Consider the following 25,718-nt stretch of genomic DNA (forward strand, 5'->3'; position numbering starts at 1 on the left):
GCTCCCTACCCGTGTGTGAGAGGAAGATGCTGTGAGCACTCGCCAGTCCCAGCCCGCCAAGCGCGGTCGCCCCGGCTATGACCGCCAAGAGGTACTGCGCCTGGCCGTAGAGGTCTTCAACGAGCACGGCTACGACGCCACCAGCATGGACATGCTCGCCAAGCGCCTGGGGCTGACCAAGAGTGCTATCTACCACCACGTGGCCAGCAAGGAAGAGATTTTACGCATCGCCCTCGACCGTGCCCTCGACGCCCTTGACGAGGTGTTTGAGGCTGGCGAGAGTTTAGAGGCGGACGCCCGCGAGCGGCTTGAATTCGTGGTGCGCCAGACCGTGTTTGTGCTGGCTGAGCACCTGCCCTATGTGACCCTGCTGCTGCGTTTGCGCGGTAATTCCCCGGCTCAGCAGGCTGCTCTCGATAAGCGCCGGGCCTTGACCGGCCGCCTGGCGGCCTTGGTGGATGCTGCCCAGCAGGCTGGGCAGGTGCGGCAGAGCGCGGACGCCCGCACCCTGGCCCGCCTGATTTTCGGCATGATTAACTCCCTGGCGGTCTGGTACGACCCAGCCCGCGGCGGCGACGTGGAGGCCCTGGCCGATACGGTCGTTGATATGGCCTTTCGGGGGATTGCGGCAGGCCCCCGCCCCTAGAGGTGGTGCAGGGTATCGTAGACTTATGACTGAAACCCACTCCGCACCTACCTTTCCTGGCCTAAGCCCGGCGGGGGCGCGCGTCCGCTCCACCAATCGCGGGGCAGAAATGCCCAGCCCGACCGGTAGGGGCACTACCGGTATCAATAAGCAGCCGGTAGCTTCGCTGGAGGTTTTTGCCCCGGCACCCGGCTATGGCAACGGCTCCGGCGTGAGCGGGGATTTTGTGGGGGACGCCAAACACCACGGCGGTGCTGACAAGGCGGTCTATGCCTTTGCCCGGGAAGAATTGGATTACTGGGCCGAGCGCTTAGGTGCTCCCTTGGCTGACGGGCAGTTCGGTGAGAACCTAACTACCGAGGGTATTACCTGGAGCCGGGTTCTTATCAACCAGCGCCTGGCGGTGGGTACGGCCGTGCTTGAGGTGTCGGTGCCGCGCCAGCCCTGCCGCACCTTTGCCGACTGGCTGGGCCACAAAGGCTGGGTAAAGACCTTTACTGAGCGTCAGGACGCCGGTGCCTACTTGCGTGTTATCCACCCCGGCACCATCACAGCCGGGGATGCTATTACTTTTCTGCCTGCCCCCGACCACGGGGTGACTATGGGGCAGGCCTTTGCGGCCGCTATGGGTGATCGTGCCTCCATGCAGGCCGTGGTAGAAGCAGGCTGCTACCCGCCTTTCTACCACGACCGGCTACTGGCTAAGCTGGGGCGCTAGCTGGCGTCAGCCTCGGCCATAGGCCAGGTCTTGGCCACCAGTGTCAGCACATCGTAGGTGGCCACGATTTCGTCCTTCTGGTTGTGCAGCACCGCGTCCCAGGTGACCTCGCCGTACTCGTCGGTTACGCGCGGGGTAATCTTCTTAGCGGTCAGCGTCACGCGAATCGAATCATCGTAGGTAACCGGGGTGATAAAGCGCAGGTTCTCCAGGCCGTAGTTAGCCAGCACCGGGCCCGGGGCTGGATCAACGAAGAGCCCGGCAGCCCACGAGACCAACAGGTAGCCGTGGGCCACACGACGGGGGAAGAAGGGGTTAGCTGCCGCAGCCTCCTCATCGGTGTGGGCGTAGAACATATCCCCGGTCTCATGGGCGAAATCAGTGATGTCCTGCAGTTTCACCTCGCGCAGGTCAGAAGCGAACTGGTCGCCGATGGCCAGCTCGGCCAGGGACTTGCGGAAGGGGTGCACGCCCTCGCCCGACTCTACCTGGGCGCGGGTGACGGTTGCGGCGTCCGCCCCGGGGTGCCACACCCCGGTCAGGGCAGTGAGCTTATTGGGGGAGCCCTGAATGGCGGTGCGCTGCATGTAGTGCTTCACGGCGCGCACACCACCGAGCTCCTCACCGCCACCGGCACGGCCGGGGCCACCGTGTACCAGGTGGGGCACGGGGGAGCCGTGGCCGGTTGAGGTCTTGGCGTCCTCGCGGTCCAGCACCAGGACGCGGCCGTGGTGGGCGGCAATGCCCAGGGCCAGCTGGGTGGCGGTGGCGTCATCGTGGGTGCAGACCGTAGCCACCAGGGAGCCCTCGCCCAGGGCAGTCAGTTCAACGGCTTCGGCCAGGTCGGTGTACTCCAGTACGGAGGTCACTGGGCCGAAAGCCTCAACGGAATGAACCTCGGGGGTGCGGGCGTCCTCAAAGGTCAGCACCGTGACCGGGTAGAAAGAGGGGCCCTCGGGGGCCTCGCCGCGGAAGGCAATCGTGCCGCCAGCCTCAACCAGGCGGGTCACAGCCTTTTCAACCTCGGTCTTCTGCTCGGGGGAGGCCAGTGAACCCATGGTCACTCCCTCCTCGCGCGGGTCGCCAACCACCACCCGTCCGGAAATCTTGCCCGCCAGGGCCTGGGCGACCTCAGCGGAGCGTCCGGCAGGTACCAGGACGCGGCGGATAGCGGTACACTTCTGGCCCGCCTTAGCGGTAATCTCCACCATGACCGACTTGATAAAGGCCTCAAACTCGGGGGTGTCAGCGGTGGCGTCCGGGCCCAGAATAGCGGCGTTCAGGGAGTCAGTTTCGGCGGTAAAGTGCAGGCCCTTGGTCTGCACGCTGGGGTGCTGACGCAGGGCGCGGGCGGTGGCAGCCGAACCGGTAAAGGCTACATGGTCGCGGTAGTCCAGGTAGTCCAGCAGGTCGCGGGCAGAGCCAGAAATCAGCTGTAAGGCGCCCTCGGGCAGCAGACCCGAATCCAACATGAGACGCACGGTCGCCTCGGCGACGTAGCCGGTGGGAGTAGCGGGCTTGACGATAGTGGGCATACCGGCGATAAAGGCCGGGGCGAACTTCTCCAACATGCCCCAGATGGGGAAGTTAAAGGCGTTAATCTCAACGGCCACCCCGGGCAGGGTGGTGTAGATGTGCTCACCGATGAAGGAGCCGTCGCGGGAGAGCTGCTCAACGTTGCCGTCGATGATGACGCGGGAGTTGGGCAGCTCGCGGCGGCCCTTGGAGGAGAAGGTGAAGAGGGTGCCGATACCGCCGTCCACGTCGATGTAGTGGTCGCGCTGGGTGGCGCCGGTGGCGAAGGAAAGCTCGTAGAGCTCGGCCTTGTGGTCGGTCAGATACTGGGCCAACTGCTTGATGATGAGGGCGCGTTCGTGGAAGGTGAGCTTACCCAGGTTGGCCTGGCCGGTGGTGCGGGCGTAGTCAATGGCCCCTGCGGTGTCGATTCCCTCGGTGGAGACCCGGTAGATAGGCTCGCCGGTGATGGCGTGGAGGACGTCCTGGGTTGAGCTGGGGTTTTCCGGGGCCCACCAGGAGCCCTTGATGAAGCTGGGAACTAGGGTGGGGGTGCTCGTCATTGAGAAATCCTTACTGTTGGGACGCCCGGAAATAAGTGACCGAGCGTTCAGTTATTGGTATAAACTATAGTTCACATCACAGGTGAAGAAAAGCCTTGCACCCCTTGAGGACAGGGCGGAAAGGACGCTCATGGGCGAGCAGGTAGGCCCCGGCCAGGAGGCTGACGGGCAGGTCGAACTCTGGAAAATTACCCTGGGTGAGCTAGACGAAAAGATGGGCGTACAGGTGCTCGAAGAGTCTGCCGAGCGCGTGGTGGCCACCATGCCGGTGGAGGGCAACCGTCAGTCCCTGGGCCTGCTGCACGGGGGTGCCATGCTGGCCCTGGGGGAGGCCGTAGGCTCCTGGGCCGCAGTCATTCATGCCTCATCCATGGGCAAGGTTGCGGTGGGCGTGGACGTGAACGCCACCCACCACAAATCCTCAAAAACCGGCACCGTGCGGGCGACGGCGTCCGCCATTCACCTGGGCCGTTCCCTGACCACCCACGAAGTGATTATTACCCACGAAGATACGGGCGCGCGCCTGTGCACCCTGCGTATCACCAACTTCATCAAGTAGGTACCACCTCAGTTGGGTGGGTACCATTTAAACCAGAAAAACCCACCTAGTTCGTGGGTTTTTCTGATTTAACTGGTACCTACCGGGGTGGGCGGGCCTAGAAATCCCTAAGTTCTTCAAGAGACTGTGCAAAGCGCGGCTCCATGATGCTCAGGCTGTGGGCATCTAAACCGTTCTTTCTGGCTTCTGAGACAGCCCCCTCAAGAACCGAGTACGCCGTCCGCAACCACTGCTCCGCCGTAGCTTCGGTTAACCCACAAAGACTAAGGATCTCCCGGTGAAGAACATCATGCAGGGCGTAATCCTCAGAGCCGTACAGTGACAGCTGATGAAAAGCCTCATCGGGTGTTGGATTAACGTCAAAGCTAGGAGCTAAGGACCAAGCCCCAGAGACATGCAGGAACCCGTGGTTTCGTAGATGATCATCGGTATTGCCCAAGAGGTAGCCGAAAGCGAGACGCCGCCACAACTCCCCTGTATTGGCCCCATGCTCACGTGCGAACTCCAGCAAATCAACCCAGTCGCCACCATCGCCGTCCTGGGCTTCGAGGGCGGTCATAGCAGAAATATAGGGAATGCGTGCCCCCTGAGGGGTACGGTCAAAACGTCTTTGGAGGTAAATCCGCCGGGGATTTTCAGCCCCGTCTGTAATGGTTAGGGTTCGCCCCTGCGGTACAGTAATGCCAACTTTCTCCTGTAGAGAGCGTGCCGTAAACTCCCACCCCATGATGTCCCAGTCGTCCCCGATAGGCTTAGGGAACTTAGCCAGCCATAGCTGACCGTTAATCTTCACATTCGCCTTGGGGCGAGCCCCGCCTAGAGAACCGGTTGCCCGAAAAAGCCGACGGGTCTGTATATCTGGAATATCAGTAAAGTTCTGTTCCACAGCATCTGCCGTTGATAGGAGCTGGGGTAAATCCACCTCAGCCGGAACGCCTGTTCCATCTGCTGCTTGGGCCACTCCTTCAAGCCAAAAACGCGTAGCCCCCTGTCTGCTGGCGTCATTTACCCCGAGAAGGTAGTCGTATTCCCCAAGACTAGTCTTACCTGCTGCTCGCTGCAGAAGCTTACGCCCCCAGCGGTCGGGGGCACTATCAGAAAAAGGCCCTAGCCCGTCAAAGGCCTGTGGGCCTGCTACGAGGGGCAGGGAAGGTGCTAGCGCAAAAGCACGCGGGTGAGCAATGTAATCTGTGGTGTACGAAAAGACCCCGTTTCGATACGCGGGATAAAGGTGCCCGGCGACTACTTCTTGAGTGCCGATAAGGGTTGTAACGGTGACTTTAGGGTTCATTGCGCCGCCTTACCACCTTGGGGAGCTTCTCGTTGGCTCGGAGCTTGCCCACGTCGGTGAGATAAGGATCGGTTGCGGTAACAACTCCATCGAGCATGCCCAAGACTTTCAAGACCGTGAGCAGAATGTCGGAGCGAACGGGCTGACCCGACTCAATCTTTCGTAAGGTTACTACCGTGGTTCCTGCTCGTTCTGCGACCATTTGGGCGGTAAGACCCAGAAGTTTACGCTGGGTAGTTAGATTTTCGCCCATGGTGCGCTGTGCCCGGCGGACGGGTAGGGGAATATATCCCACTGAGACCTCCCTTAAACAGAAGCTTTTCTTTCAGTATAAGCTCCATAGTGAAAGAAAAGCTTCTGTTTGTTGTATGGGTAGGCTGGCCTAGCTGTAGTCGTAGAAACCCTTGCCGCTCTTACGGCCCAGCTCCCCGCGGGCCACCATATCGCGCATGAGCTGCGGCGGGGCAAACCGCTCACCCAGCTGCGACTCAAGATACTCAGCAATGCCGAGGCGGACGTCCAGCCCCACCACATCGGTCAAAGCCAGCGGGCCAATGGGGAACTTGTAGCCCAGCACCATAGCGTTATCAATATCCTCAGGGCTAGCCACTCCCTCCTCAACCATGCGGATAGCCTCAAGGGCAATCGCCACACCCAGACGTGAGGAGGCGAAACCGGGGGCGTCATTGACCACCACCGGGGTCTTGCCCAGCCCCTCAACCCAGAGGCGGGCAGCCTCCTTCAGCTCGGCAGACGAATGCTTGGACTGCACCACCTCCACCAGCTTGGACGCCGGCACCGGGTTAAAGAAATGCAGGCCAATAAAGTGACCGGGGCGCTCCAAAGACTCCGCCAACCCATCAATCGACAGCGACGAGGTATTCGACGCCAACCAGGCGTCCTCACCCAACTGCTCCTCCACAGCTCGCAGGGCGCCTACCTTCACATCCCAGTTCTCGGGCACAGCCTCAACCACCAGCTGGCGGTCGGCAAAATCACCGTAATCCACCGACACCGCAAACCGCTCGGTCAGCTCATCAAAATTACCGTCAAAAGCCCCGCGCTCCAGCGACTTAGCCAAATCGCGCTCCACGCGCTCGCGGGCAGCTTCGGCCGCCTGGGCGTCCCGCTCAACCACCACAACTTGGGCCCCGGCCAGCAGGAAGGCATGGGCAATACCCGCGCCCATGCGTCCGCCGCCCAGCACGCCCACGCGGGCAGGAACCTTCAACTCGTGAACTTCAGTCATCACTTACCTCTACTTCTTCTTCCGATCAAGAAAAGCCTGCATACGGTCAAACTTGGCCTGGGACTCAAACAGAATCGCCTGGGCCAACTCATCAATATGGGGGTGGGCCTCGCGCGGGGCCGCAAAGACCCGCTTGGTTACGCGCACCGCCAGCGGGTCCTGGGCTCCAATACGGTCTGCCAGGGCGTGGGCCGCGGGGAGCAGGGCGGACGGCTCATGCAGCTCGGTCACCAGGTGCAGCTCAAGTGCCTCCTCGGCAGACAGGATTCGACCGGCCATGAGAATCTCAAGAGCCACCGGCTCGCCCACCAGCTCCTTGAGGCGCCAGAGGGCGCCGGCGGCGGCGATAATACCCAGGTTGGTTTCGGGCTGGCCCATCTTGATGTAGGGGGTGCCCAGGCGGAAGTCAGCCGCATAGGCCAGCTCCGCACCGCCACCCAGGGCGTAGCCGTCAATGGCGGCAATCACCGGCATGGGGAGCTTATGGATGCGGTCAAAAATTTGCGAATTGACCCCGCGCAGGGCGTCCTCCCGGCGGCGCTCACGCAGCTGGGCGATATCGGCGCCCGAGGCGAAAATCCCGCGCCCGTTTACCTCGCAGCCGGTCAGGATCAGAATCTTGGGAGTGACCTCGAGGTAGGCACAGACCTCGTGGAGCTCGGCGACCATGGTGGCGTCAATGGCGTTGCGCACCTCGGGGCGGTTCATGCGGACGACCAGGCGGTCCTCGCCCTCTTCAACGGCGAGGGCGGTGAAGTGCTCAAACATTAGACGGCCTCCACCAGCAGGGCAGCGCCCTGGCCCACGCCAATGCACATGGTGGCCAGGCCCTTGCTGGCGCCCTCGCGTTCCATGCGGCCCAGCAGGGTAATGACAATGCGGGAGCCGGACGAGCCCAGCGGGTGGCCCAGGGCAATCGCCCCGCCGTCGCGGTTGACGGTATCCTCGCTCAGGCCCAGGCGGCGCATGGATGCCAGAGACTGGGAGGCAAAAGCCTCGTTGAGTTCCACAGCCCCCAGGTCTGCCACCGTCCACCCGGCCCTGGCCAGGGCTTTTTCGGTGGCGGGTACGGGGCCCAGACCCATAATTTCGGGGGCTAGACCGGCGGACGTGCCGGTGACAACGCGGGCGCGCGGGGTTAGCCCGTACTTCTTCACGGCTTCTTCGGAGGCCACAATAATGGCTGATGCCCCGTCGTTGAGGGAGGATGAATTACCTGCCGTCACCACAGAACCACCGGCGACGACCGGGCGCAGCTTGGCCAGTACCTCGGGGGTGGTGCCGGGGCGGGGGCCCTCGTCCGTATCAACCACGGTTTCCCGGCCCTTGCGGTCCCGTACCACCACGGGCACGATTTCGTCTTTAAAGTGCCCGGCTTCAATGGCCGCGATGGCCCGCTCGTGGGAGCGGACGGCAAAGGCGTCACAGTCTTCGCGGGAAATAGAATCGACGCGGGCTACCTCTTCTGCGGTTTCTGGCATGGAGTAGGTGAACTTGTCGCGCTCAGCAAATACGGGGTTGACGAAGCGCCAGCCGATAGAGGTATCGAAGCTCTGGCCGGGCTTGGCAAAAGCGGTGGTGGGCTTTTCCATGACCCAGGGGGCGCGGGACATAGACTCCACGCCACCGGCAATCACGATATCGGCCTCACCCGCCTTAATCATCTGCGCAGCCAGGGTAATAGCGCTCATGCCCGAGGCACACAGGCGGTTGACGGTGATGCCGGGGACGGTGTCGGGGTAGTCGTTGAGCAGCCAGGCCAGGCGGGCTACGTTACGGTTCTCTTCACCGGCACCGTTGGCGTTGCCCAAGATGACCTCGTCGATAGCCGCCGGGTCAAGCCCGGCCTTCTCGACGACGTCCTTAATCACCAGGGCCGCGAGATCATCGGGGCGGACGGACGACAGCGCCCCGCCGTAACGCCCCACGGGGGTGCGGGAGCCGCCTACGAGATAAGCCTGGGGTGTCTGCGACATTCAAACTCCTTTGTCAGAAAGCCAAGAAATAACTGACCAATCGTTCACTAAATCTTTTCACTTTAAGTGATGTAGGTCAAGGGCAAGAGAAAGACCCCCGCCACCGGTGGGGTGGCGGGGGCTGAGAGCTTATGCCTCTTCGGGGTGAAGGTCGACCTCCTGGTTGCTCTTGGGTACCATGCTGACCGCAATCACCGACACCACAGCCAGGGCCGCGATGTAGACGCCAATCATCCAGGACTGGCCGGTCTGCTTCAGAATCATCTCAGCGATCATGGGGGCAAAAGCGCCACCCAGAATCGCGCCGATGGCGTAGCCAATCGAGATGCCCGAGAATCGCACGGAGGCCGGGAACATCTCGGCGTACATGGCCGACTGGGGGCCGTAGGAGGGGCCCAGGCCAATGGTGAGGATGAAAATAGCCAGGGTGAAGAGAGCAGCGTTGCCACTGTCGATCAGGAACCACATGGGTACGGCCCAGAGAATCATAAAGCCGTAACCCAGCTGGAAGGTGCGCACGCGGCCAATCTTGTCGCTCATCCAGCCGCCGACCATGGTGAAGGTAAGCCAGCCCAGGCCACCAATAAGTGAGGCGGTCATGGCGTCGCCGCGGGTCATGCCCAGGGCCTTCACGCCGTAGGAGATGAAGAAGGCGATAACCAGGTAGCCTGCTGCGTTGTTGGCGATGAAGATCAGGGCTGCCAGCACAACCTCTTTGGTGTTGCCCTTAAAGAGCTGCTTGAGCGGAGCTGATTCGCGCTTCTTGAGGTTCTGCATCTCCTTGAAGACGGGGGATTCTTCAACGGAGTGGCGGATGTAGAAGCCCACCAGAATCAGGATGATGGACGACCAGAAGGGGATACGCCAGCCAAAGCTGAGGAACTGCTCTTCGGTCAAAATGGAGTTGAGGAAGAGGTTGACCAGGGTTGCCAGAATCATGCCCAGGGGCACGCCGATCTGGGGGAAGGCTCCGAAGAAGCCGCGCTTGTTGCGGGGTGCGTGCTCCACCGACATGAGGGCGGCGCCGCCCCATTCGCCGCCGGCTGAGAAGCCCTGGAGAATACGCAGAACCACGATAATGATGGGCGCTGCGATGCCGATTTGGGCGTAGGTGGGCACAAAACCGATACCGACGGTGGCGATACCCATCAGGATGAGGGTGAGCACCAGGGTGATGCGGCGGCCGAACTTGTCGCCGATGTGGCCGGCGACGATAGCGCCGAGCGGGCGGAAGATAAAGCTAATACCCAGGGACGCCCACGAAACGATCTGGGCGATGGTCTTGTCTTCACCTTCGGGGGTGAAGTACTGGGCGGCAAGAATCAGGCCTGCGGCCTGGGCGTAGATGAAGAAGTCGTACCATTCGATGGTGGTGCCGATGAGGGTGCCTGCTAGCACCTTCTTTTCTTCGCGGCTGACCCGGTGACGGGTGCTAGCTGCCATGTGTGAAGACATCGGTGTCTCCTTGTGTGCGGGGGTGGATGATATGCGCCCTCCTGAGGTGGGGGTCACATTTGTTTGAAATCATATACGAAAATGTGGGGTGTGCAATAGGTCTGCGCGAGAAATTTTTTAACGCTCGGTCAGTAATTTTTTACTCGCCCCGCACACAGGGGCTTAAGGACGCCTGCCCCACCCGGGTGCGTCCGGGCGGGGCAGGTGCGGGTGGGGCTATTCGCAGATAACCTGCGGCAGGCCCATGTGCTTGAGGCCTTCGACGCCAAACTCCACGCCGTAACCTGACTCCTTGATGCCGCCGAAGGGGATGCGGGGGTCAATCGCGCCGTGCTTGTTAATCCAGACGGTGCCGGCCTGAACCTTGGCAGCAACCTCCCGGGCTCGCTCAATATTTGATGACCAGACCGAGGCGCCCAGGCCCACATTCAGCTTGTTGGCCTCTTCGAGGGCTTCCTCCAGGGTGGAGTAGCGGATAATCGGCAGAGCCGGGCCAAACTGCTCCTCAACCACCAGGGGGTTGTCCTTGTCAATATCGGCAATCAGGGTGGTGGGGTAGAAGAAGCCCTTGGCCCCTTCATCAGGGTTACCACCCAGCAGGACGCGCGCACCGGCGTCCTTAGCTTTCTGGACTAGATTGGCAACAATGTCGTACTGGGCCTTGTTCTGCAGGGGACCCAGAACGTTCTGCTCATCAAGACCTACACCCATAGGCATATTCTGGGCAACGGCAACCAGCTCGCCGCAGACCTGGTCGTAGAGGGAGTCGGGTACATAGAGGCGCTTGAGGGCCGCGCAGGTCTGGCCGGTGTTGATAAAGGCGCCCCAGAAAAGCCCCTCGGCGATGGCCTTGGGGTCGGCGTCATCCAGTACGATACCGGCGTCATTGCCGCCCAGTTCCAGGGTGAGGCGCTTGAGGGTATCGGCCGTTGATGCGGCAATCTTCTTGCCGGTAGCGGTAGAGCCGGTAAAGGTAATCTTATCGATGCCCGGGTGGGTGGTCATGGCAGCGCCTACCTCGGGAGTTGCCGGGATAATCTGCACAACGCCCTCGGGGAGCACGGTATTGATTACCTCAACCAGGGCCAGCACGCTCAGGGTGGTGTACTCGGACGGCTTGAGCACAATGGTGTTACCCATGCGCAGGGCCGGGGCAATCTGCCAAATGGTAATCATGAGGGGCCAGTTCCAGGGGCCGATGCCGCCCACTACGCCAATGGGGCGGTAGTTGAGCACGGCGCGGGTCTCGCCGTCATCCACCAGGGTCTCTTCCTCCATGCCGAAGGACGCGGTGGCGCGAGTCCAGGCTACGCAACCGCCCAGCTCAAACCGAGCATTGGGGCCGTTGAGGGGCTTACCCTGCTCGCGCGACAGCAGTTCGGCCAGGGGCTCGGAGGCCTGCTCGATGGCGTCCGCCATCTTCATGAGGTAGTCGCTGCGCTCGGCGTGAGAGAGGGCTGCCCAGGCGGGCTGGGCCTCCCGCGCCTTGGCGACAAGCTGGTCAAGGACGTCGGTGCCCTGCTCGGGTGCCAGGCCGATAAGCTCTTCGGTGGCCGGGTCAAAAACCTCGCGGGTGCCGCCCACGGTCACGCGGCTCACCAGTTCTGAGTAGGATGTGGGTAGTGACAGCATTGTCATCTCCTTGCTGTTAAAAACGGTTACATCTATGATGTGAGTCACGGTTTTATGCGCGTTAGGCGAGCCGTGCACAGTATTTGGCGCAGTGTGCGCCCGACCACTTATGTGACCGCAGGACAGCAGGAGGACGCCCACGTGAGCCAAGAAGAAAACCGCGCAGCCTACCGCTTCAGGCAGCACCAAGAACTCGGCTTCACCGACTGGTGTGCCGGTGCGCGCGAAAGCTTCGGCGACCTGCGTATCACCTGTGATGACCCCGAAAACTTCAGTGCCAACGTCCGCACCGCCTCCCTGGGGGATGTAGAACTCTTCGACATGACCACCCCTGCCCACAGTGTCGCCCGCACCCCCGACGCGCACGACGCCGAACACAACGGCTACTGCAAACTCAGCCTGCAGCTCGACGGCGAAGCCGTGCTCACCCAGGACGGGCGCACCTGCCACCTGCGCCCCGGCGACCTGGCCCTCTACGTGACCAAACGCCCCTACCAGCTCGAATACCCCGGCCAGCAGCGCAGCCTCATTGTGCTCTTCCCGCAAAACTTCGTGCACCTGGGGGCCGACTATGTAGGGGTCATTACGGCTACCCCCGTCTCCGACCAGCAAGGGCTCGGAAAGTTCGCCGTGCCCCTCTTTGAGCAGCTCGCAGCCAACCTTGACGAACTCAGCGGCCCCCACGCCCTGGCCCTCGTACGCTCAGCCCTCGAAATGCTGATTACCGTCATGGCAGCAGAGTCAAACGAAGCCGGGCGCTCGCCGGGCAATATGCTCTTTCACCAGGCCGTCGCCTATATTGAAGAGCATCTGGGCGACCCCGACCTGGGTCCCGGTAAAATTGCTGACGCTCTTTACATCTCTCTGCGGCAGCTGCATGGCAGGTTTGCGGCCAATCAGCAGACCGTCTCTACCTACATCCGCACCCGCCGCCTGGAATGTATTCGAGAGGATTTGGCTAACCCCCTTTACCGCGGGGATTCGGTGCAGACTATCAGTGCTCGCTATGCCCTGTTTGACCCCTCGCACGTGAGTAAGGCCTTTAAAGCTGAATACGGTGAATCACCCTCGGCCTACCGGGCGAGAATGCTGGCTAGCTAGCCTGTCGAAAAGTGCAACTGCCGTATGAAAAGTGACGGGCACTTGCACTTTTCCGATGGCGTCTCCCTATCGCTCGAAATGCTTTACTGGTAAAGTAATGCCTGTAAGGAAAACTAACCTGAAAGGCATAAGACCGTGGCACCTAAAATCGGCTTCCTCTCCTTTGGCCACTACGGCGACTACCCCGGCTCCAAAACCCGCACCGGCGCCGACATGCTCCACCAAGCCATCGATTTAGCGGTCGGCGCTGAAGACATCGGGCTGGACGGGGCCTTCTACCGCGTCCACCACTTCGCCCAGCAACAGATGTCCCCCTTCCCCCTGCTGGCCGCCGCAGCAGCCCGCACCTCCACCATCGAGCTGGGCACCGGCGTCATCGACATGCGCTACGAAAACCCGCTCTACATGGCAGAACAGGCTGCCATGGTTGACCTGATTGCCGGTAACGAGCGCCTACAGCTGGGTATCTCCCGCGGCTCACCCGAGACCGTCTACAAGGGCTTTGCCCACTTCGGCTACCTACCTGCCGAGGGGGAGGACGAGTCTGACATGGCTCGCCGTCACACCGCCCTCTTCCGCGAGGCTATTGCCGGGAAGGGAATCGCCCAGAGCGTTTCTGACCCCATCCAGCTTGATCCGATTACGCCCCAGTCACCCGGCCTGCCCCGTCGTATCTGGTGGGGTGCTGGCACTCGCGATACTGCCCGCTGGACCGGCGAACAGGGCATGAACCTTATGTCCTCCACCCTGCTGTTGGAAGATACCGGTGTGCCCTTTGACCAGCTCCAGGCCGAGCAACTACGTATCTTCAAGCAGGCTTGGGCGGACGCCGGGCACGAGGGTACCCCGCGCACTTCGGTCTCGCGCTCGATTATCCCGATTATTGATGAGCAGAGTAACTACTACTTCGGCCTGCGCGCCCAGGCTGAGGGGCAGGACCAGGTCGGTATTCTGGACGGTGCCGTCTCCCGCTTCGGCAAGAGCTACATCGGTGAGCCCGACAAAATCGCCGAAGAGCTGGCTCAGGACGAGGCCGTGGCCGAGGCGGATACCCTGCTGGTGACCATTCCCAACATGCTGGGAGTGGACTTCAACCTGCGTCAGCTGGAGGCCATCGTCCGCGATATTAAGCCCGCCCTCTAGCTCCTTCCTGCCCTTCGCAAGGGGACCTCATTTCCAAAAAAGGACCGCATATTATGCGGTCCTTTTTAAGTTTTGCGGTCCCTTTGAGAATGAGGAGTTACTTGACCCCTTCAATCTCGGATTCAGTGACCCACTTATGGTTCTTCATGGTCATGCCACCGGCAGTAAAGTCCACCATATAAACGGTCTCATCGGTGGACGATTCAACCGTCCCCTCAGCTCCCCTCATGCCGGTCATGTGCTCAGCCTCGATGGTCACGGGGGCGCCGTCGGAAAGGCGCTCACTCCCGGCGTCCGCCAGTTCTTCCTGCACAACCCACTTGTGGTCGGTGACGGGGTCAGAGCCATCGGTAGGGGTGTAGTTCACCGAGTAGGTGTAGGTCTGGTAGGCGCCCACGATGGTGGCGGTAGCCCCGTCCATACCACTCATGTGGTCAGCGGCGAGAACAACCTCGGTGCCAACCGGGTAGGTGGGGTCTGATGCTTCAGCGATACCGGCAGGTGCGGGCCCGCCATCTGTCGGGTGGTTGGCGTGATCAGCGTGGGCTGCGGCAGCTGACGAGACCAGAGCCTCAGCCTCGTTTTTAGCATTTGACTCGTTGGACCCGCAGGCGGTCAGAGCCAGCAGAGATAGGGCAGCGAGGGCGAGGACGCGGGTGGGTAGGGTTTTCATAGGTGCCTCCTGGGGCGTTGGTTGGGGTGTTAGGAAAAGCGGAGCAGTCGGGTGGAGTTGAGTACCACGAAGACTGAGGAGAAGGCCATGGCTGCTGCTGCAATCATGGGGTTGAGCAGGCCGGCTGCTGCCACCGGAATAGCCACCGTGTTATAGGCAAAGGCCCAGAAGAGGTTGCTCTTAATGAGTCGCAAGGTGGCCCGCGAGAGTCGAATGGCTGTCGGCAGTGAGCTTAGGTCGCTGCGCACAATGGTCATGTCGGCAGCCTCCATAGCCACGTCGGTGCCCGACCCCATGGCCACGCCTACATCGGCCTTGGCCAGGGCGGCTGCGTCATTCACACCGTCGCCCACCATGGCGACCCCCACCCCGCCCTCTTGTAGGCGGGTGATGGTGGCCAGCTTATCGGAGGGGCTAACTCCCGCATAAACATTCGCGGAGTCAATGCCCACCCGGGCAGCTACCGCACGGGCGACGGGTTCGGCGTCCCCGGTCAGTAGAACCGGGGTGAGCCCCAGGGCCTTGAGGTCTGCCAGGGCTTCGGACGCCCCCGGCTTGGGGGTATCTTGCAGGGCCAGCAGGGCCGCGGGCTGCCCGTTGAGAGCAAGGACGACGGTGGTGCGTCCGGCCTCCTGCCCGGCCAGTAGGGCGTGGGTTTGGGCTTCGCTCAGCTCGATACCTTCGGCAGCCAAGAAGCTGGCCTGACCCACTAGGGCTGTGATTTCTCGGCTTTCACCCGAGGAAACCTCTTCCAGTAGGGTGGCTCGCACACCCCCGCCGGGGGCTGACTCAAAGGCGGTGACTTCAGGCAGAGAGGAACCCGCTCCAGCAGCCTGGGCTGCCTGGGTGATAGCCCGGGCAATGGGGTGCTCAGAGCGGCTCTCAGCTGCCCCTGCCAGGGCCAGCAGACGCCCGGCGTCCTGGGCTTCAAAACCCGCTAAGGGGGTTACCTCAGCCAGGGTGAAGGCGCCGGTGGTGACGGTGCCGGTCTTATCGAGCACCACGGTGCGCAGGTGCTTGGTGGATTCGAGCACCTGGGCTGAACGAATCAGAATACCTAGCTGGGAACCGCGCGAGGTGCCTGCCAGCAGGGCCGTAGGGGTGGCCAGACCCAGGGCGCAGGGGCAGGCGATGACCAGCACCGACACGGCTGCGGTAAAGGCGGCGTTGAGGTCGCCGGTCAGCAACAACCATCCTGCCAGGGTGGCCAGGGCCAGCCCGATGACAATCGGAACGAAAACCGCAGATACCCTATCTGCCAGGCGGGCGATAGGAGCCTTCGTCGATTGGGCCTCGGCCACGGTGCGGCTCATCTGGGCCAGCACGGTATCGGCTCCCACCCGGGTTGCCCGCACCGTCAGGGATCCGGACGTATTGACGGTCGCCCCGACAACAGCGTCCCCAACTTCCACCTCAACCGGCACAGACTCACCGGTCAGCAGGGAGGTGTCCACCGCCGAGCGTCCTTCGACAACCTCGCCGTCCACCGCGATTTTCTCGCCGGGGCGCACCAGAAAGTTGTCGCCGGGCAGCAGATCCTTGACGGGAATCTGCACTTCCCGCCCGCCCTGCAGCACCGTGGCCGATTTAGCCCCCAGATTCAGCAGGGCCCGCAGGGCCTGGGACGACCGCCGGGCGGTGCGGTGTTCAATAGTGCGGCCAGCCAGCAGGAAGAGGGTAATCATGGCGGCGGCATCGAAGTAGAGCATGTGGTCCATGCCGTGCCCACCGGCGGACGTCCCGTGGCCGGCATGGGCGGTCATAGCCGGATCGATAAGGAGCTGCCAGAGTGAAAAAGCGTAGGAAGCAATAACACCCAGGGAAATCAGGGTGTCCATGGTGAAAGAACCGTGCCGAAGATTAGTCCAGGCCGGGCGGTGAAAAGGCAGAGCCGCCCAGGTCGCCACCGGCAGGGTCAGGGCTGCAACCACCCAGCCCCAATGAGGGAACTGGAAAGCAGCAAACATAGATATCAAAAACACCGGCAGGGTAAAGACCGCTGCCACCCACAGACGCGGAGTGAGCGACCCCTGCTCAGCCTCATCAACCTGCTCGACGGCGTCCTGCTTCAAACTCGCCGTGTACCCGGCCTTCTCAATCGTCTCAATCAGCTGCTGGTCAGTGACCGAGGCAGGCGCAACCACACGGGCGGTTTCCAACGGAAGGTTAACCGAGGGGTCCACTCCAATTTTCTTGAGCTTGCGCTCCACCCGCCCCACGCAGGACGCGCAGGTCATACCCCCCACATTCAGATTCACGATGCGGGTGTCACCGGTGAAAACCTCAGCGGTGGATTGGGTTGGCATGACGCCTTCTTTCACTTAGTTTGTTGTGTTCGGTGCTTGCAGGGTGCCTATCGTGGGCTTTGGAGGGCGGCTTTGCCCAGGGGGCGAGCACCTCTCCCTGTGGGGTGCGGACGCGCGTCTCTGCCAACTAACCTTCTCGCGGGCTCGCAAGCTCGCGCGCGATTCATGCCAGACCCAGCCAGTTGGCTGCCGACGCGCGCCCGCACCCGCGGGCGACGGAGGGCGGCTAGCGCCCAGCTGGCTCCGGGGCTGGCGTGAATTGCGACGAGCCCCCAGGCGAGGAGCAAGAGGGTCGCTGGGCAAAGCCGCCCTCCAGAGCCCAAGAAAAATGAGCCGGCAGAGGGGTACGTCCGCCCCACTGTGGGTAAAGCCGCCCTTCCCAGCCCGCTAGGAGATTAGCCGACGGGGGTGAAGCCGGCTTCTTTGATGGCGGCTGAGACGGCGGCGGCGTCCAGGTCGCCGGTGTGGTTGATGGTGACGGTGGATTCGCCGCCCTTGACCACATCGACCTCTACGCCGGTGACGTTCTCAATCTCTTCGATTTCTTCACGCACGCTCATGGCGCAGTGGTTGCAGGTGAGGCCGGTTGCCTTGACGATGGTTGCTGACATGGGGTTTCTCCTTCTTCGATAGGGGGCGCGGACGCCCATACTTGGGTGGCGGGAAGTGGTGGGCTTCTGCCGGGTTTAGCTCTTGATCAGGCGGGTAATAGCTGCCATGGCCTCACTGATTTTGTCGTCGAGCGGGGCGGTGTCGCCTGTGGTTTCTGCCTGGGTGGCAGCTTCGACGACGCAGTGCCGCACGTGATCTTCCAGTAACTGGATAGAGACACTGTGCAGGGCCTTGTTGATGGCAGAGACTTGGGTGAGGATGTCGATGCAGTAGACGTCCTCATCGACCATGCGCTGGATGCCGCGTACCTGCCCCTCGATGCGGCGCAGACGCTTGAGGTAGGCGTCCTTGTCGGCGGTGTAGCCGTGCTGGTGCCCCTCGTGCGGGTTGGCCTGGTGGGTTGCGCAGTGTTCTTCGCTCATGCCTTAAGCATATACCCCCTAGGGGTATGTTTACAAGAGGGTGGTTTCTTGAAAGTAACCGCAATTGCCATAGGTGCGGAAAAAGAACGCGCTAATGAAAATTTCGATTACCTTCAGCACCGCCGGTCGATACTAAGCGCCCTGTTAGACTGGTTCTATGGCTTCTTTCATCGAGGATTACGCCCTGCTCTCAGATATGAATACCGGTGCGCTGGTGTCGCGAAGCGGCTCCATCGACTGGTTCTGCGCCCCGCGCTTTGACTCCCGCGCGGTCTTCGCCGCCCTTCTGGGGGAGCGGGAACACGGACGCTGGCTGCTGGCCCCCCTTGAGTCGGTCAATCCCGCCCCGGTCGAAGAAGTCCGCACCGAACGCTCCTACCGCGAGAACACCTTTATTCTGCAGACCGTCTGGTTTGTGGGGGAGGCGTCGGTGCGCGTCACCGAGTTCATGCCGCTTTCGGGCGGCACCACGATCGTGCGCAACGTGGAGGGCTTGACCGGTGATGTCACCATGTACCACGAGCTCGCCCTGCGCTTTGACTACGGCAAGACGGTTCCCTGGGTGACCCGCTACGAGGGGGTGGACGCCACCGGCGCCCCCGACCCGTCCGCCGACATGCTGGTGGGTATGGCTGGCCCCCATGCCCTGGTCTTCCGGGGTGATTCCCTGCCTGAGGGCGACCCCGAATCTAAGGCCGAAACCTTCACTGTTTCTGCTGGTCAGAGTTACACTTTCACCTTGTCTTACTTTGCGTCTAACCACAATCCGCCTGCCCCGGTGGACTACCCCACAGCCCTGACCTACACCCAGGAGCAGTGGCAGGAGTGGTCCGACCTCTACAGCCCCGCAGACTCCCTGCCAGAGGCCGAAGATGAGGACGCCGCCCCCGCCCACATGCCCGAGGGCGGGCAGGTGCCCACCGGCGTCCGCGTATCTGAGCAGGCAGAGCAAGCGCCCGCTACTATTTCGGCGGTGCGCGAGGTTGAAGAGCTGGAAGAAGCTAAGACCTCCTCACTTCTGCTTGAAACCGGCTCCAACACCGCCGCCCCCGAGGTCGACGAAGCCACCTACCATGAGCTAGCCCAAACGGCTGCGAGCCAGGTTGTTGCCCCCACCGCCGAGGATCACCGCGAAGAGGCCAACGCCCGCTACCGGGAAGCCCGCCTGCGGTCCCTGCTGGTTCTACGTGCCCTGATTTCCCGTGAAACCGGTGCCCTGGTTGCCTCTGTGACCACCTCCCTGCCCGAGGTGCTTGGGGGTAAACGTAACTACGACTTCCGTTTCACCTGGCTGCGCGATGTTGCCATGGCCATGGACGTAACCCTCACCCACGGCCACGAACGCGAAACCGCCCAGCTGCGCAACTGGATTCTGCGTGCCCTGGCCAACAACCCGCGCCGCATTCACGCGGTCTACGGCCTGGCCGGTGAAAAGGACGACATCGAGCGCCGCCTTGCCCTGCCCGGCTATGAGGGCTCCCAGCCGGTCAGAAGCGGCAACGGGTCGGGTGACCAGTTCCAGGGGGACGCCCTGGGGCAGGTGCTCGTCACCTTCGCCAACCTGCGCGAAGCGGGCGTAGCGGAAGACCACCTTTCCTGGCCCATCCAGAAGGCTCTGCTGAATGCCGCCACCGAACGCATTGGCGACACCGACCGCTCCATGTGGGAAACCTTCGGTGAACCCGCCGTCTACACCCACTCCCAGGCCATGCTCTGGGCAGCCTTCGACGCCGGTGTCTCAGCCGTGCGTGACTTCGGGCTCGACGGGGACGCCGCCACCTGGGAACACTGCCGCGACGCCGTCGCCGACGACATCCTGAGCCGCGGCTTCAATGCCGACCTGGGCTGCTTCGTCTCCACCTACGGTGGCACAGCCGTGGACGCCTCCTTGCTGCAGCTACCCCAAATTGGGCTGGTTGACTGGGATGACCCCCGCATGCTGGCCACCGTTCAGCGGATTGAGCAGACCATCGCTCACCCCTCGGGCATGATTTACCGCTACGACAACTCCGACTCCCAGGACGGCTTTGAGGGGCAGGATAACCCCCACTTCATCTCCTCCCTCTGGTTGGCAGAGCAGTATATTCGCTCGGGTCGGGAAGAGGACGGCCGCGCCCTGCTCGATACTGTACTGGCCTGCGCCAATGACCTGGGGCTCATGAGTTCCGAGTACGACTTTGACCAGCAGCGCCTGACCGGCAACTTCCCGCAGGCCCTGGCCCATATTTCCCTTATTCGCGTGGTGGAGGCGCTGGGGTTATAGGCAGGCCCCGCCCACCCCTGGGTAGGTACCATCTAAATCAGAAAAACCCACGAACCAGGTGGGTTTTTCTGATTTAGATGGTCTTTTCTGGTTATGCACACCGTCCAGGGCGCCCTAGAGCAGCTTGTGCGCCGCCTCCACCAGGATCAGCACACCAAACACCAGGAGCACTGACCCCGCGATGCCGTCGATGACGAGGGTGGCGCGCGGGTGCAGTAGCCACTTCATGGCCAGTGAGGCCAGCGAAATGATGAGGGTAAACCAGAGCACGTTAATGCCGCCGTGGATGAGGGCTAGTAGGCTTCCCATGATGAAGGGTTGCACGCTGGCGACCATAAAGGGCGGCACGCTGGCGATGTAGAAGACCGCGATTTTGGGGTTGAGAATGTTGGCAATGAAGCCGGCGAGAAAATCCTTACCCACCCTGTGTTCGCCAGCGGGGGTGGGGGCGTCCGCTCCGTTAACTCCGGGTAAGGACGCCGCAGGTGCGGGCAACGAGGCCAGGGCGGCTTGGTCGGTTTTGAGGGCGGTCACCTGCCCCCAGCGCCTGAGGTTGAGCAGGAATTTGATGCCCAGGTAGATCAGGTAGAGGCCGCCCGCTACGGTAATGAGGTCAAAGATGAGGGGCGCGGCGGCCATGAGCACGGCCAGGCCGGTGGCGGCGGTGACGCCCCAGATCAGCAGGCCAGCCGTAATACCAAAGACGCAGGCATAGGCGCTTCTTTTGCCCCCGGCTACGAAGGATCGTAGCACCAGGGCGGTATCTGTAGCCGGGATAATCGTAATCAGAAAAGCGATGCCGGCGAAACCGATCAGGGCCTGGGTAAGGGTCATGGGCACCACTGTAGACTAGGGGCAAACCCGGTTCAATTCCATGAGTTCAAACAGTATTCATGGGATTTATCAATGAATTGGAGTGAGTGTGTACGACTCCCGCTGCCTCGAAATCTTCTACGAGCTAGCCCAGCAGGGCTCCCTGGCAGCTGCCGCCGATGTACTGGGCTACGACCCCTCAACCGTCTCAAACCACCTGGCCAAACTCCAGGCTGAGGTGGGGCATCGGCTCTATGAGAAGTCCGGCCGCGGCGTGGTGCTCACCCCGCGCGGCCTGGAACTTGCCGACTATGCCGGGCAGATTCTCTCGCTCATGGAGCGCGCCCACAACGCCATGGCCAGCGAAACCAGCCTGGCCCCACGAACCCTCAAGGTGGCGTCCTTCAACTCGGCAGCCCGCTACATGGTGCCGCGGGTTTTCGAACTGCTTGAAGAGCGCGCCCCGCACCTGAGCCTGGAGCTCACCCAGTTGGAGCCCCAGCGCTCTATCGCCGAGCTTGCCCGGCACCAGTTTGACCTGGTCATCGCCGAAGAATACGAAGGACGCCCGGTGCAGCTCCCCGTCACCCTGGTGCGGCGGGAGCTCTGGGAAGACCCCATCGTGCTGGTGGCCCCGGCGGCTATGGTGCCGCCGCAACCGCTCGATTCTCTTGCCTGGGCTGAGAGCGCCCCCTGGTGTATGGAACCTCCGGGAACGGAGCTCAGGGCCTGGTCGGACGCCTATCTGGCCGACGCCCATATCGCACCCCGCCCGCGGTTTATCTCAACCGACCTGAGCTGGCAGCTGCACTCGGCCTACGGTGGTTATGCGGTAGCCCTGCTGCCCCATCTGGTGCTTGACGGCCTCTATCGGTCAGAGGCCCCGGCTCCCAGCGGGGCTGAGCCCTGGCGGCAGGGGGTCCGCACCGGAAACCTATGGGTGAGCGAGCCGCTGGGCCGCCGCCGGGTTTTTGCGGTGCTTCGGGCAAGTTCGGAGCAGGACGCCGCCGCCCGCCTGCTCATCGATATTCTGCGGGAGCTGAACCCGGCGTCCTCAATGTGAAAATCGGCCGTCATTGCTAACCATGATGGCCATTTTCACCATGATAGTCACCATGATTTTCGCTATGAAGCTTGAACCTGCCTGCCCCAGCGGGCGGCCTTGGCGGCGCAAATCATGAGCTGAACCTGGTGGAAAATCATGAGCGGCAGAATGAGGGCACCCACGGCTCCGCCCCCGAAAATTACCGCTGCCATGGGTAGGCCGGTTGCTAGGGACTTCTTCGAGCCACAGAACTGCACTGCGACCCGGTCGCCGTAGCTAAAGCCCAGCCTCTTGGCCACAACCCCGCTGAGCCAGAGCAGGAACTCAACCAGGGCAATAGACAGAAGAACCAGGAGCAGAATCTGCCAGGGGCTAATGCGGGTCCAGATACCCTGCACAATGCCGTCCGAAAAAGCCGCGTAGACCACCATGGCAATGGAGAGACGGTCAACGTGCTTGGTGAGCTTGTTCTTAGCTATGTCGCCCACCCAGCGGCGCAGGAGCTGGCCCATCACAAAGGGTAAGAGCAGCTGGAGCGCGATATCACCAAAAACGGAGCCTGAGATGGTGAGTTGATCGCTCTGCATCAGCAGCATGACCAGCAGGGGAGTGGCTATCACACCCACGATATTCGAGGCACTCGCGCTAACAATTGCCCCTGCCACATTGCCCTTGGCGATAGAGGTGAAAGCCACCGAGGACTGCACGGTGGATGGCACCAGGGTCATAAAGAGCAGACCCAGGTAGAGCTCCCGGCCAATAATGCCCTGCACAGGGTAGAGGGCTAGGCCGATGAGCGGGAAGATGAGGTAGGTAAAGCCCAGAATGGTGCTGTGGAGCCGCCAGTTTTTCAGGCCCTGCAGGGCTTCTTGGGGTGAGAGTCGGGCACCGTAGAGGAAGAAGAGCAGGCCGATGGCGATTTTGGTGGCGACGCTGAACCCCTCGGCGAAGTCCCCGCGAGCCGGGAAGACGATCGCCAGGGCAACGGCGAGCAGAATTAGGGTAATCAGCGGGTCGGGGCACCAGGAGCGCAATTTCTGGGGTAGGGCCATTTAGCCCATTCTACTCTTTGCCTTTTTCAGCCTCGTACCACTTAGCGCCGCCGCGCGCGGCCAGAACCAGGGCAACAATACCTGCGATAGCGTAGAGAAAACCCATGGGGCTCACCTTCTTCGTTGAGGGCTAATAAACCCCACCCTAACCCATGCCTGTGATGTGGGCAATAGGTTGGGGTGGGGTTTTCGTGTCGAGGGTTAGCTCTGGTCAGTGGGCGGGTTGCTCGGGGCGGACGCCGGGCGCTCACCTTCCCGAGGCGTAGCACCTGGGCCGCTACCGGCGTCCTGACCCTGCTGCTCAGGTGACTGGCCAGGTGCCTGCTGGGGGCCCTGCGGTGAGGGGGCGCCGAAGCCGTTCCAGGGGGTGCGCTGGCGGTACTGCGGGGGTACCCAGCCGGTGTAGAGCATATCGCCCACGGTGCGGTCGCGGTACTGGGCTGGGCGGCGGTAGGTGGTGTTGACTGAACCCCAGTGCTGGTTATCGGCCCGCTCGGGGTAGGTGGCCAGGTGGTCGGTGGCCTGTAGGGGGTCGGCCCAGGCTTCGGCAGGCTCTGCCGCCGGAATCATGGACAGCGGGTAGGGCGGGTTGTTCTTGGGCCGCCAGATGAGACGGCCGGGTTCGGTGCGGTCGCGCAGGGCGTGGGCGCGCCAGGTCACCGGCGGGTGGGTGGTGGTGAGGTTGGCGAGCCAGGTGAAGAAGCCGCGCTCGTAGACGGCCCGGTTGGCCAGTTCGTGGAAGTTCACGTCGTTCATCAGGTACTTACCGGCGGCGAGTACGGTGGTGGTGGTTTCGGCGCCGTCGGGGGCGTAGCGGTAGCCGAAGTTGTCGGCGGTGTATTCCTGGGTGCGGGAGAGCAGGTTGCCGAGGATCGGAATCTGCATGAAGAAGCTGGTGAAAATCAGGCGGAAGTAGCTGACGTGACCGGCGGCGATATGCCCTACCTCGTGCCCGATGATGAAGCGCAGGGCTTCGGGGTTGCGGGCTGCCCCGCCGATTTCGAAGAGGTCGGAGTAGACGGCGATGAAGCGGCGGTGCCCGTGGCCCGAGGCGAAGGCGTTGATTTGGCCGTTGCCGAGCACGACGTAGGCGTCGGGTACGCGGCGCAGACCGGCGGCGTGGGCGGCTTCAACTACCATCTGGTAGGCCTCGGGGAACTGGGTGGGGGTGATGCGCACCCCGCTCAGGCGCAGCTGGCCGTACATGGCACCGCGGACGAAGAAGATGCCCAGGGGCAGGTAGATGGCGATGGCGATGAGTTGGCCAATCAGGTTGCTGATTTGGTAGTTGACGAAGTCGTCCCCCAGCACGCTGCTGAAGAGTGAGTAGATGAGGTAGATACCGCCGCCCACGTAGAGCATGATGGTGAGCGCGTAGGCCATGACGACCAGGGGCAGTTCTGCGGGGTGGCGCAGTGCATTGAGGAACTTGAAGGGCAGCAGGGATTGGAAGCCGAAGAGCTTGGGTGCGGGCAGGGGCGAGAGGGGCCGCTGGCGCGTGTCTTCGGGTATCCAGCCGTCGCTGAGGTCGTTGGGCAGGGGCTGGTGCAGGCCGGGTTGGGGTGCGTGCGGGCCGGACGCCTGTGGGTGGGCTGCGCCGGGGTGGGGTGGCTGGTTGCCGGGCTGGTTGTCGCCGGGGGCGTTCTCGCTCATGGGTGTTCCTGCTAGGTGGGGTGATATCTTCTGGTATCCACACTAGCAAAAGGGGGCGCAGGTCACGTGCTCTGGTGTAGCTGGCAGCGAGTGGGCTGGGGTTTCTCTACACTGCTATCTGAGGAGACTTGGCCTTTGTTTTGGTCGCTTATGTGCCGAACCACATCTGGGGCATCGTTGATGTAGACGTAGTTATCCTCTTTTTCTTGGGGTGTTTCTGTGCGAGATTTTTTAATTTCTGAAAAGTCTCTGAAAGATGATTTGTTGCAGATGATGTCGTAGTAGTTGGTGAACTGTTCGTTGCTGAGGGCTGCCAGGGCCTCGTCTTCGTTGGCTACTGGTTCGTACTGGCGCAGGGCCGGTGCGGTGGCCTGAGCGCTTTTATCCGCTGCATCGGTGGCAGTGGTTTGGGCGGCACACCCGCTGAGGGCGAGAGTTCCGAGTATCGCTAGGATTCCTAGTCTCTTGATGCTCATTGTTGTCATAGCGTACTTCCTTGAGTGCTTGGCCGGCCGTCTTTGGCTTGGGCGTGAGAATCAGGAGAAAGTTCTTGCGCTTACAACTCTAGGGTAGGCAGCCTGCCCGTACAAGCATGGGTTTAAAAATGAACCCCGTCCTTCTCACCGACCGCAACCGGTTCAGCATCTGATTATTCCGCTTCTGCTCCTTGCTGAGCTTCTGACCAGGCTTACGCCTGGCCGGGGTCACTAACCCCAGACCCACATAGCCCTTATCAGCCAGAGTCGAGGAATCCAGCAGCTGATCTAGCCCGTGAACCTTGAAGGCATATGCATCATGCCTAGCCCCAGGCAACGGGTTAGTGATGTCTAAGAGTCTGCCATCGAGGGTGCGGATGACCTGGTGGTTGAACCCGGCCTGTTTGTGCTTGCCTGAGAAGTTTGTTTTTCACAAGGGACACGCCAGTTCCAGGTAGGTACAAGAGTGCCGTCAATAACCAAGGAACCGGGTGCCTTGAGGCTTTTTTCCAAGGGTGCCTCTAGGGGTTTGAGGACCTTCTCAAGGGCTTGTAC

General features: G+C 62.0%; 23 protein-coding genes and 2 pseudogenes. 7 read left to right on the plus strand and 18 right to left on the minus strand.

Going from position 1 to position 25,718, the window contains the following annotated elements; genetic code table 11:
* Positions 1–31 precede the first annotated feature (31 nt).
* Both L6963_RS09450 and L6963_RS09455 read left to right on the plus strand, forming a co-directional pair.
* On the plus strand, positions 32–646 hold the full coding sequence (locus L6963_RS09450; protein WP_237186730.1) for a TetR/AcrR family transcriptional regulator: 615 nt from the start codon (positions 32–34) through the stop codon (positions 644–646).
* A 25-nt stretch (positions 647–671) separates the two neighbouring features.
* Positions 672–1,364: an MOSC domain-containing protein gene (locus L6963_RS09455; RefSeq protein WP_237207455.1), complete on the plus strand. Its 693-nt coding sequence runs from the start codon at positions 672–674 to the stop codon at positions 1,362–1,364.
* On the opposite strand, the gene paaZ is transcribed toward L6963_RS09455, so the two are convergent.
* On the minus strand, positions 1,361–3,442 hold the full coding sequence (gene paaZ / locus L6963_RS09460; RefSeq protein WP_237207456.1) for a phenylacetic acid degradation bifunctional protein PaaZ: 2,082 nt from the start codon (positions 3,440–3,442) through the stop codon (positions 1,361–1,363). The two genes, L6963_RS09455 and paaZ, sit on opposite strands and share 4 nt — an antisense overlap.
* 130 nt (positions 3,443–3,572) lie before the next feature.
* On the opposite strand from paaZ, the gene L6963_RS09465 reads away from it, so the two are divergent.
* A complete protein-coding gene (locus L6963_RS09465) occupies positions 3,573–4,001 on the plus strand; it encodes a PaaI family thioesterase (protein ID WP_237207457.1) in 429 nt (142 codons plus the stop codon).
* A 97-nt stretch (positions 4,002–4,098) separates the two neighbouring features.
* Here L6963_RS09465 and L6963_RS09470 read toward each other — a convergent pair whose 3' ends face one another.
* From L6963_RS09470 to L6963_RS09500, 8 genes and pseudogenes are all read right to left on the minus strand, one after another.
* Positions 4,099–4,962: a type II toxin-antitoxin system HipA family toxin gene (locus L6963_RS09470; RefSeq protein WP_237225460.1), complete on the minus strand. Its 864-nt coding sequence runs from the start codon at positions 4,960–4,962 to the stop codon at positions 4,099–4,101.
* A gap of 66 nt (positions 4,963–5,028) precedes the next feature.
* Positions 5,029–5,292 (minus strand): annotated as a pseudogene (locus L6963_RS11920) (HipA N-terminal domain-containing protein); the annotation flags it as partial.
* Positions 5,282–5,587, minus strand: coding sequence for a helix-turn-helix domain-containing protein (locus L6963_RS09475; protein ID WP_237189394.1), 306 nt, complete (start codon positions 5,585–5,587; stop codon positions 5,282–5,284). The gene L6963_RS09475 and the pseudogene L6963_RS11920, both read right to left, overlap by 11 nt.
* Positions 5,588–5,674: 87 nt before the next feature.
* Entirely contained in the window at positions 5,675–6,541 is an 867-nt protein-coding gene (locus tag L6963_RS09480) for a 3-hydroxyacyl-CoA dehydrogenase family protein (RefSeq protein WP_237207459.1), read from the minus strand.
* A gap of 9 nt (positions 6,542–6,550) precedes the next feature.
* Positions 6,551–7,309 carry an enoyl-CoA hydratase/isomerase family protein gene (locus L6963_RS09485; RefSeq protein WP_237207460.1) on the minus strand — a complete coding sequence of 253 codons (759 nt, stop codon included), beginning with the start codon at positions 7,307–7,309 and terminating at the stop codon, positions 6,551–6,553.
* A complete protein-coding gene (locus L6963_RS09490) occupies positions 7,309–8,517 on the minus strand; it encodes a thiolase family protein (RefSeq protein WP_237207461.1) in 1,209 nt (402 codons plus the stop codon). Before L6963_RS09490 ends, L6963_RS09485 begins: the two co-directional genes overlap by 1 nt.
* A 129-nt stretch (positions 8,518–8,646) precedes the next feature.
* Complete coding sequence (locus L6963_RS09495) at positions 8,647–9,972, minus strand: MFS transporter (protein ID WP_237207462.1); 1,326 nt, start codon at positions 9,970–9,972, stop codon at positions 8,647–8,649.
* Between the two features lie 216 nt (positions 9,973–10,188).
* Positions 10,189–11,604 (minus strand): aldehyde dehydrogenase family protein, encoded by a 1,416-nt coding sequence (locus tag L6963_RS09500; RefSeq protein WP_237207463.1) that lies wholly within the window; start codon positions 11,602–11,604, stop codon positions 10,189–10,191.
* 141 nt (positions 11,605–11,745) lie between these two features.
* Here L6963_RS09500 and L6963_RS09505 point away from each other — a divergent pair, with 141 nt between their 5' ends.
* Both L6963_RS09505 and L6963_RS09510 read left to right on the plus strand, forming a co-directional pair.
* Positions 11,746–12,705 (plus strand): helix-turn-helix domain-containing protein, encoded by a 960-nt coding sequence (locus tag L6963_RS09505; RefSeq protein WP_237209128.1) that lies wholly within the window; start codon positions 11,746–11,748, stop codon positions 12,703–12,705.
* A gap of 135 nt (positions 12,706–12,840) precedes the next feature.
* Positions 12,841–13,848, plus strand: a complete 1,008-nt coding sequence (locus L6963_RS09510) for an LLM class flavin-dependent oxidoreductase (RefSeq protein WP_237207465.1) — start codon at positions 12,841–12,843, stop codon at positions 13,846–13,848.
* A gap of 97 nt (positions 13,849–13,945) precedes the next feature.
* Here L6963_RS09510 and L6963_RS09515 read toward each other — a convergent pair whose 3' ends face one another.
* The 4 genes from L6963_RS09515 to L6963_RS09530 all read right to left on the minus strand — a co-directional run bounded on the left by L6963_RS09515 (position 13,946) and on the right by L6963_RS09530 (position 17,861).
* A complete protein-coding gene (locus tag L6963_RS09515) occupies positions 13,946–14,521 on the minus strand; it encodes a YdhK family protein (RefSeq protein ID WP_237207466.1) in 576 nt (191 codons plus the stop codon).
* Between the two features lie 29 nt (positions 14,522–14,550).
* Positions 14,551–16,827, minus strand: coding sequence for a heavy metal translocating P-type ATPase (locus L6963_RS09520; protein WP_237207467.1), 2,277 nt, complete (start codon positions 16,825–16,827; stop codon positions 14,551–14,553).
* Between the two features lie 395 nt (positions 16,828–17,222).
* The gene (locus L6963_RS09525) at positions 17,223–17,438 is read right to left on the minus strand and encodes a heavy-metal-associated domain-containing protein (protein WP_237207468.1); all 216 of its coding nucleotides are present in this window, start codon (positions 17,436–17,438) and stop codon (positions 17,223–17,225) included.
* A gap of 75 nt (positions 17,439–17,513) precedes the next feature.
* Positions 17,514–17,861 carry a metal-sensitive transcriptional regulator gene (locus L6963_RS09530; RefSeq protein ID WP_237207469.1) on the minus strand — a complete coding sequence of 116 codons (348 nt, stop codon included), beginning with the start codon at positions 17,859–17,861 and terminating at the stop codon, positions 17,514–17,516.
* A 157-nt stretch (positions 17,862–18,018) separates the two neighbouring features.
* On the opposite strand from L6963_RS09530, the gene L6963_RS09535 reads away from it, so the two are divergent.
* The gene (locus L6963_RS09535) at positions 18,019–20,124 is read left to right on the plus strand and encodes a glycoside hydrolase family 15 protein (protein WP_237207470.1); all 2,106 of its coding nucleotides are present in this window, start codon (positions 18,019–18,021) and stop codon (positions 20,122–20,124) included.
* Between the two features lie 114 nt (positions 20,125–20,238).
* Here the strand turns inward: L6963_RS09535 and L6963_RS09540 are convergent, their stop codons facing one another.
* Complete coding sequence (locus L6963_RS09540) at positions 20,239–20,958, minus strand: LysE family translocator (RefSeq protein ID WP_237207471.1); 720 nt, start codon at positions 20,956–20,958, stop codon at positions 20,239–20,241.
* Between the two features lie 82 nt (positions 20,959–21,040).
* On the opposite strand from L6963_RS09540, the gene L6963_RS09545 reads away from it, so the two are divergent.
* Positions 21,041–22,000, plus strand: a complete 960-nt coding sequence (locus tag L6963_RS09545) for a LysR family transcriptional regulator (protein ID WP_237207472.1) — start codon at positions 21,041–21,043, stop codon at positions 21,998–22,000.
* A gap of 62 nt (positions 22,001–22,062) precedes the next feature.
* Here the strand turns inward: L6963_RS09545 and L6963_RS09550 are convergent, their stop codons facing one another.
* From L6963_RS09550 to L6963_RS11925, 4 genes and pseudogenes are all read right to left on the minus strand, one after another.
* On the minus strand, positions 22,063–23,034 hold the full coding sequence (locus L6963_RS09550; protein WP_237207473.1) for a bile acid:sodium symporter family protein: 972 nt from the start codon (positions 23,032–23,034) through the stop codon (positions 22,063–22,065).
* A gap of 201 nt (positions 23,035–23,235) precedes the next feature.
* Positions 23,236–24,687, minus strand: coding sequence for a M48 family metallopeptidase (locus L6963_RS09555; protein WP_237207474.1), 1,452 nt, complete (start codon positions 24,685–24,687; stop codon positions 23,236–23,238).
* A 62-nt stretch (positions 24,688–24,749) separates the two neighbouring features.
* The gene (locus L6963_RS09560) at positions 24,750–25,172 is read right to left on the minus strand and encodes a hypothetical protein (RefSeq protein WP_237198324.1); all 423 of its coding nucleotides are present in this window, start codon (positions 25,170–25,172) and stop codon (positions 24,750–24,752) included.
* 79 nt (positions 25,173–25,251) lie between these two features.
* Positions 25,252–25,575: pseudogene (locus L6963_RS11925) on the minus strand (transposase family protein); the annotation flags it as partial.
* Positions 25,576–25,718 lie beyond the last annotated feature (143 nt).

This window comes from Rothia nasimurium, assembly GCF_928392795.1.
GTDB lineage: Bacteria > Actinomycetota > Actinomycetes > Actinomycetales > Micrococcaceae > Rothia > Rothia nasimurium_F.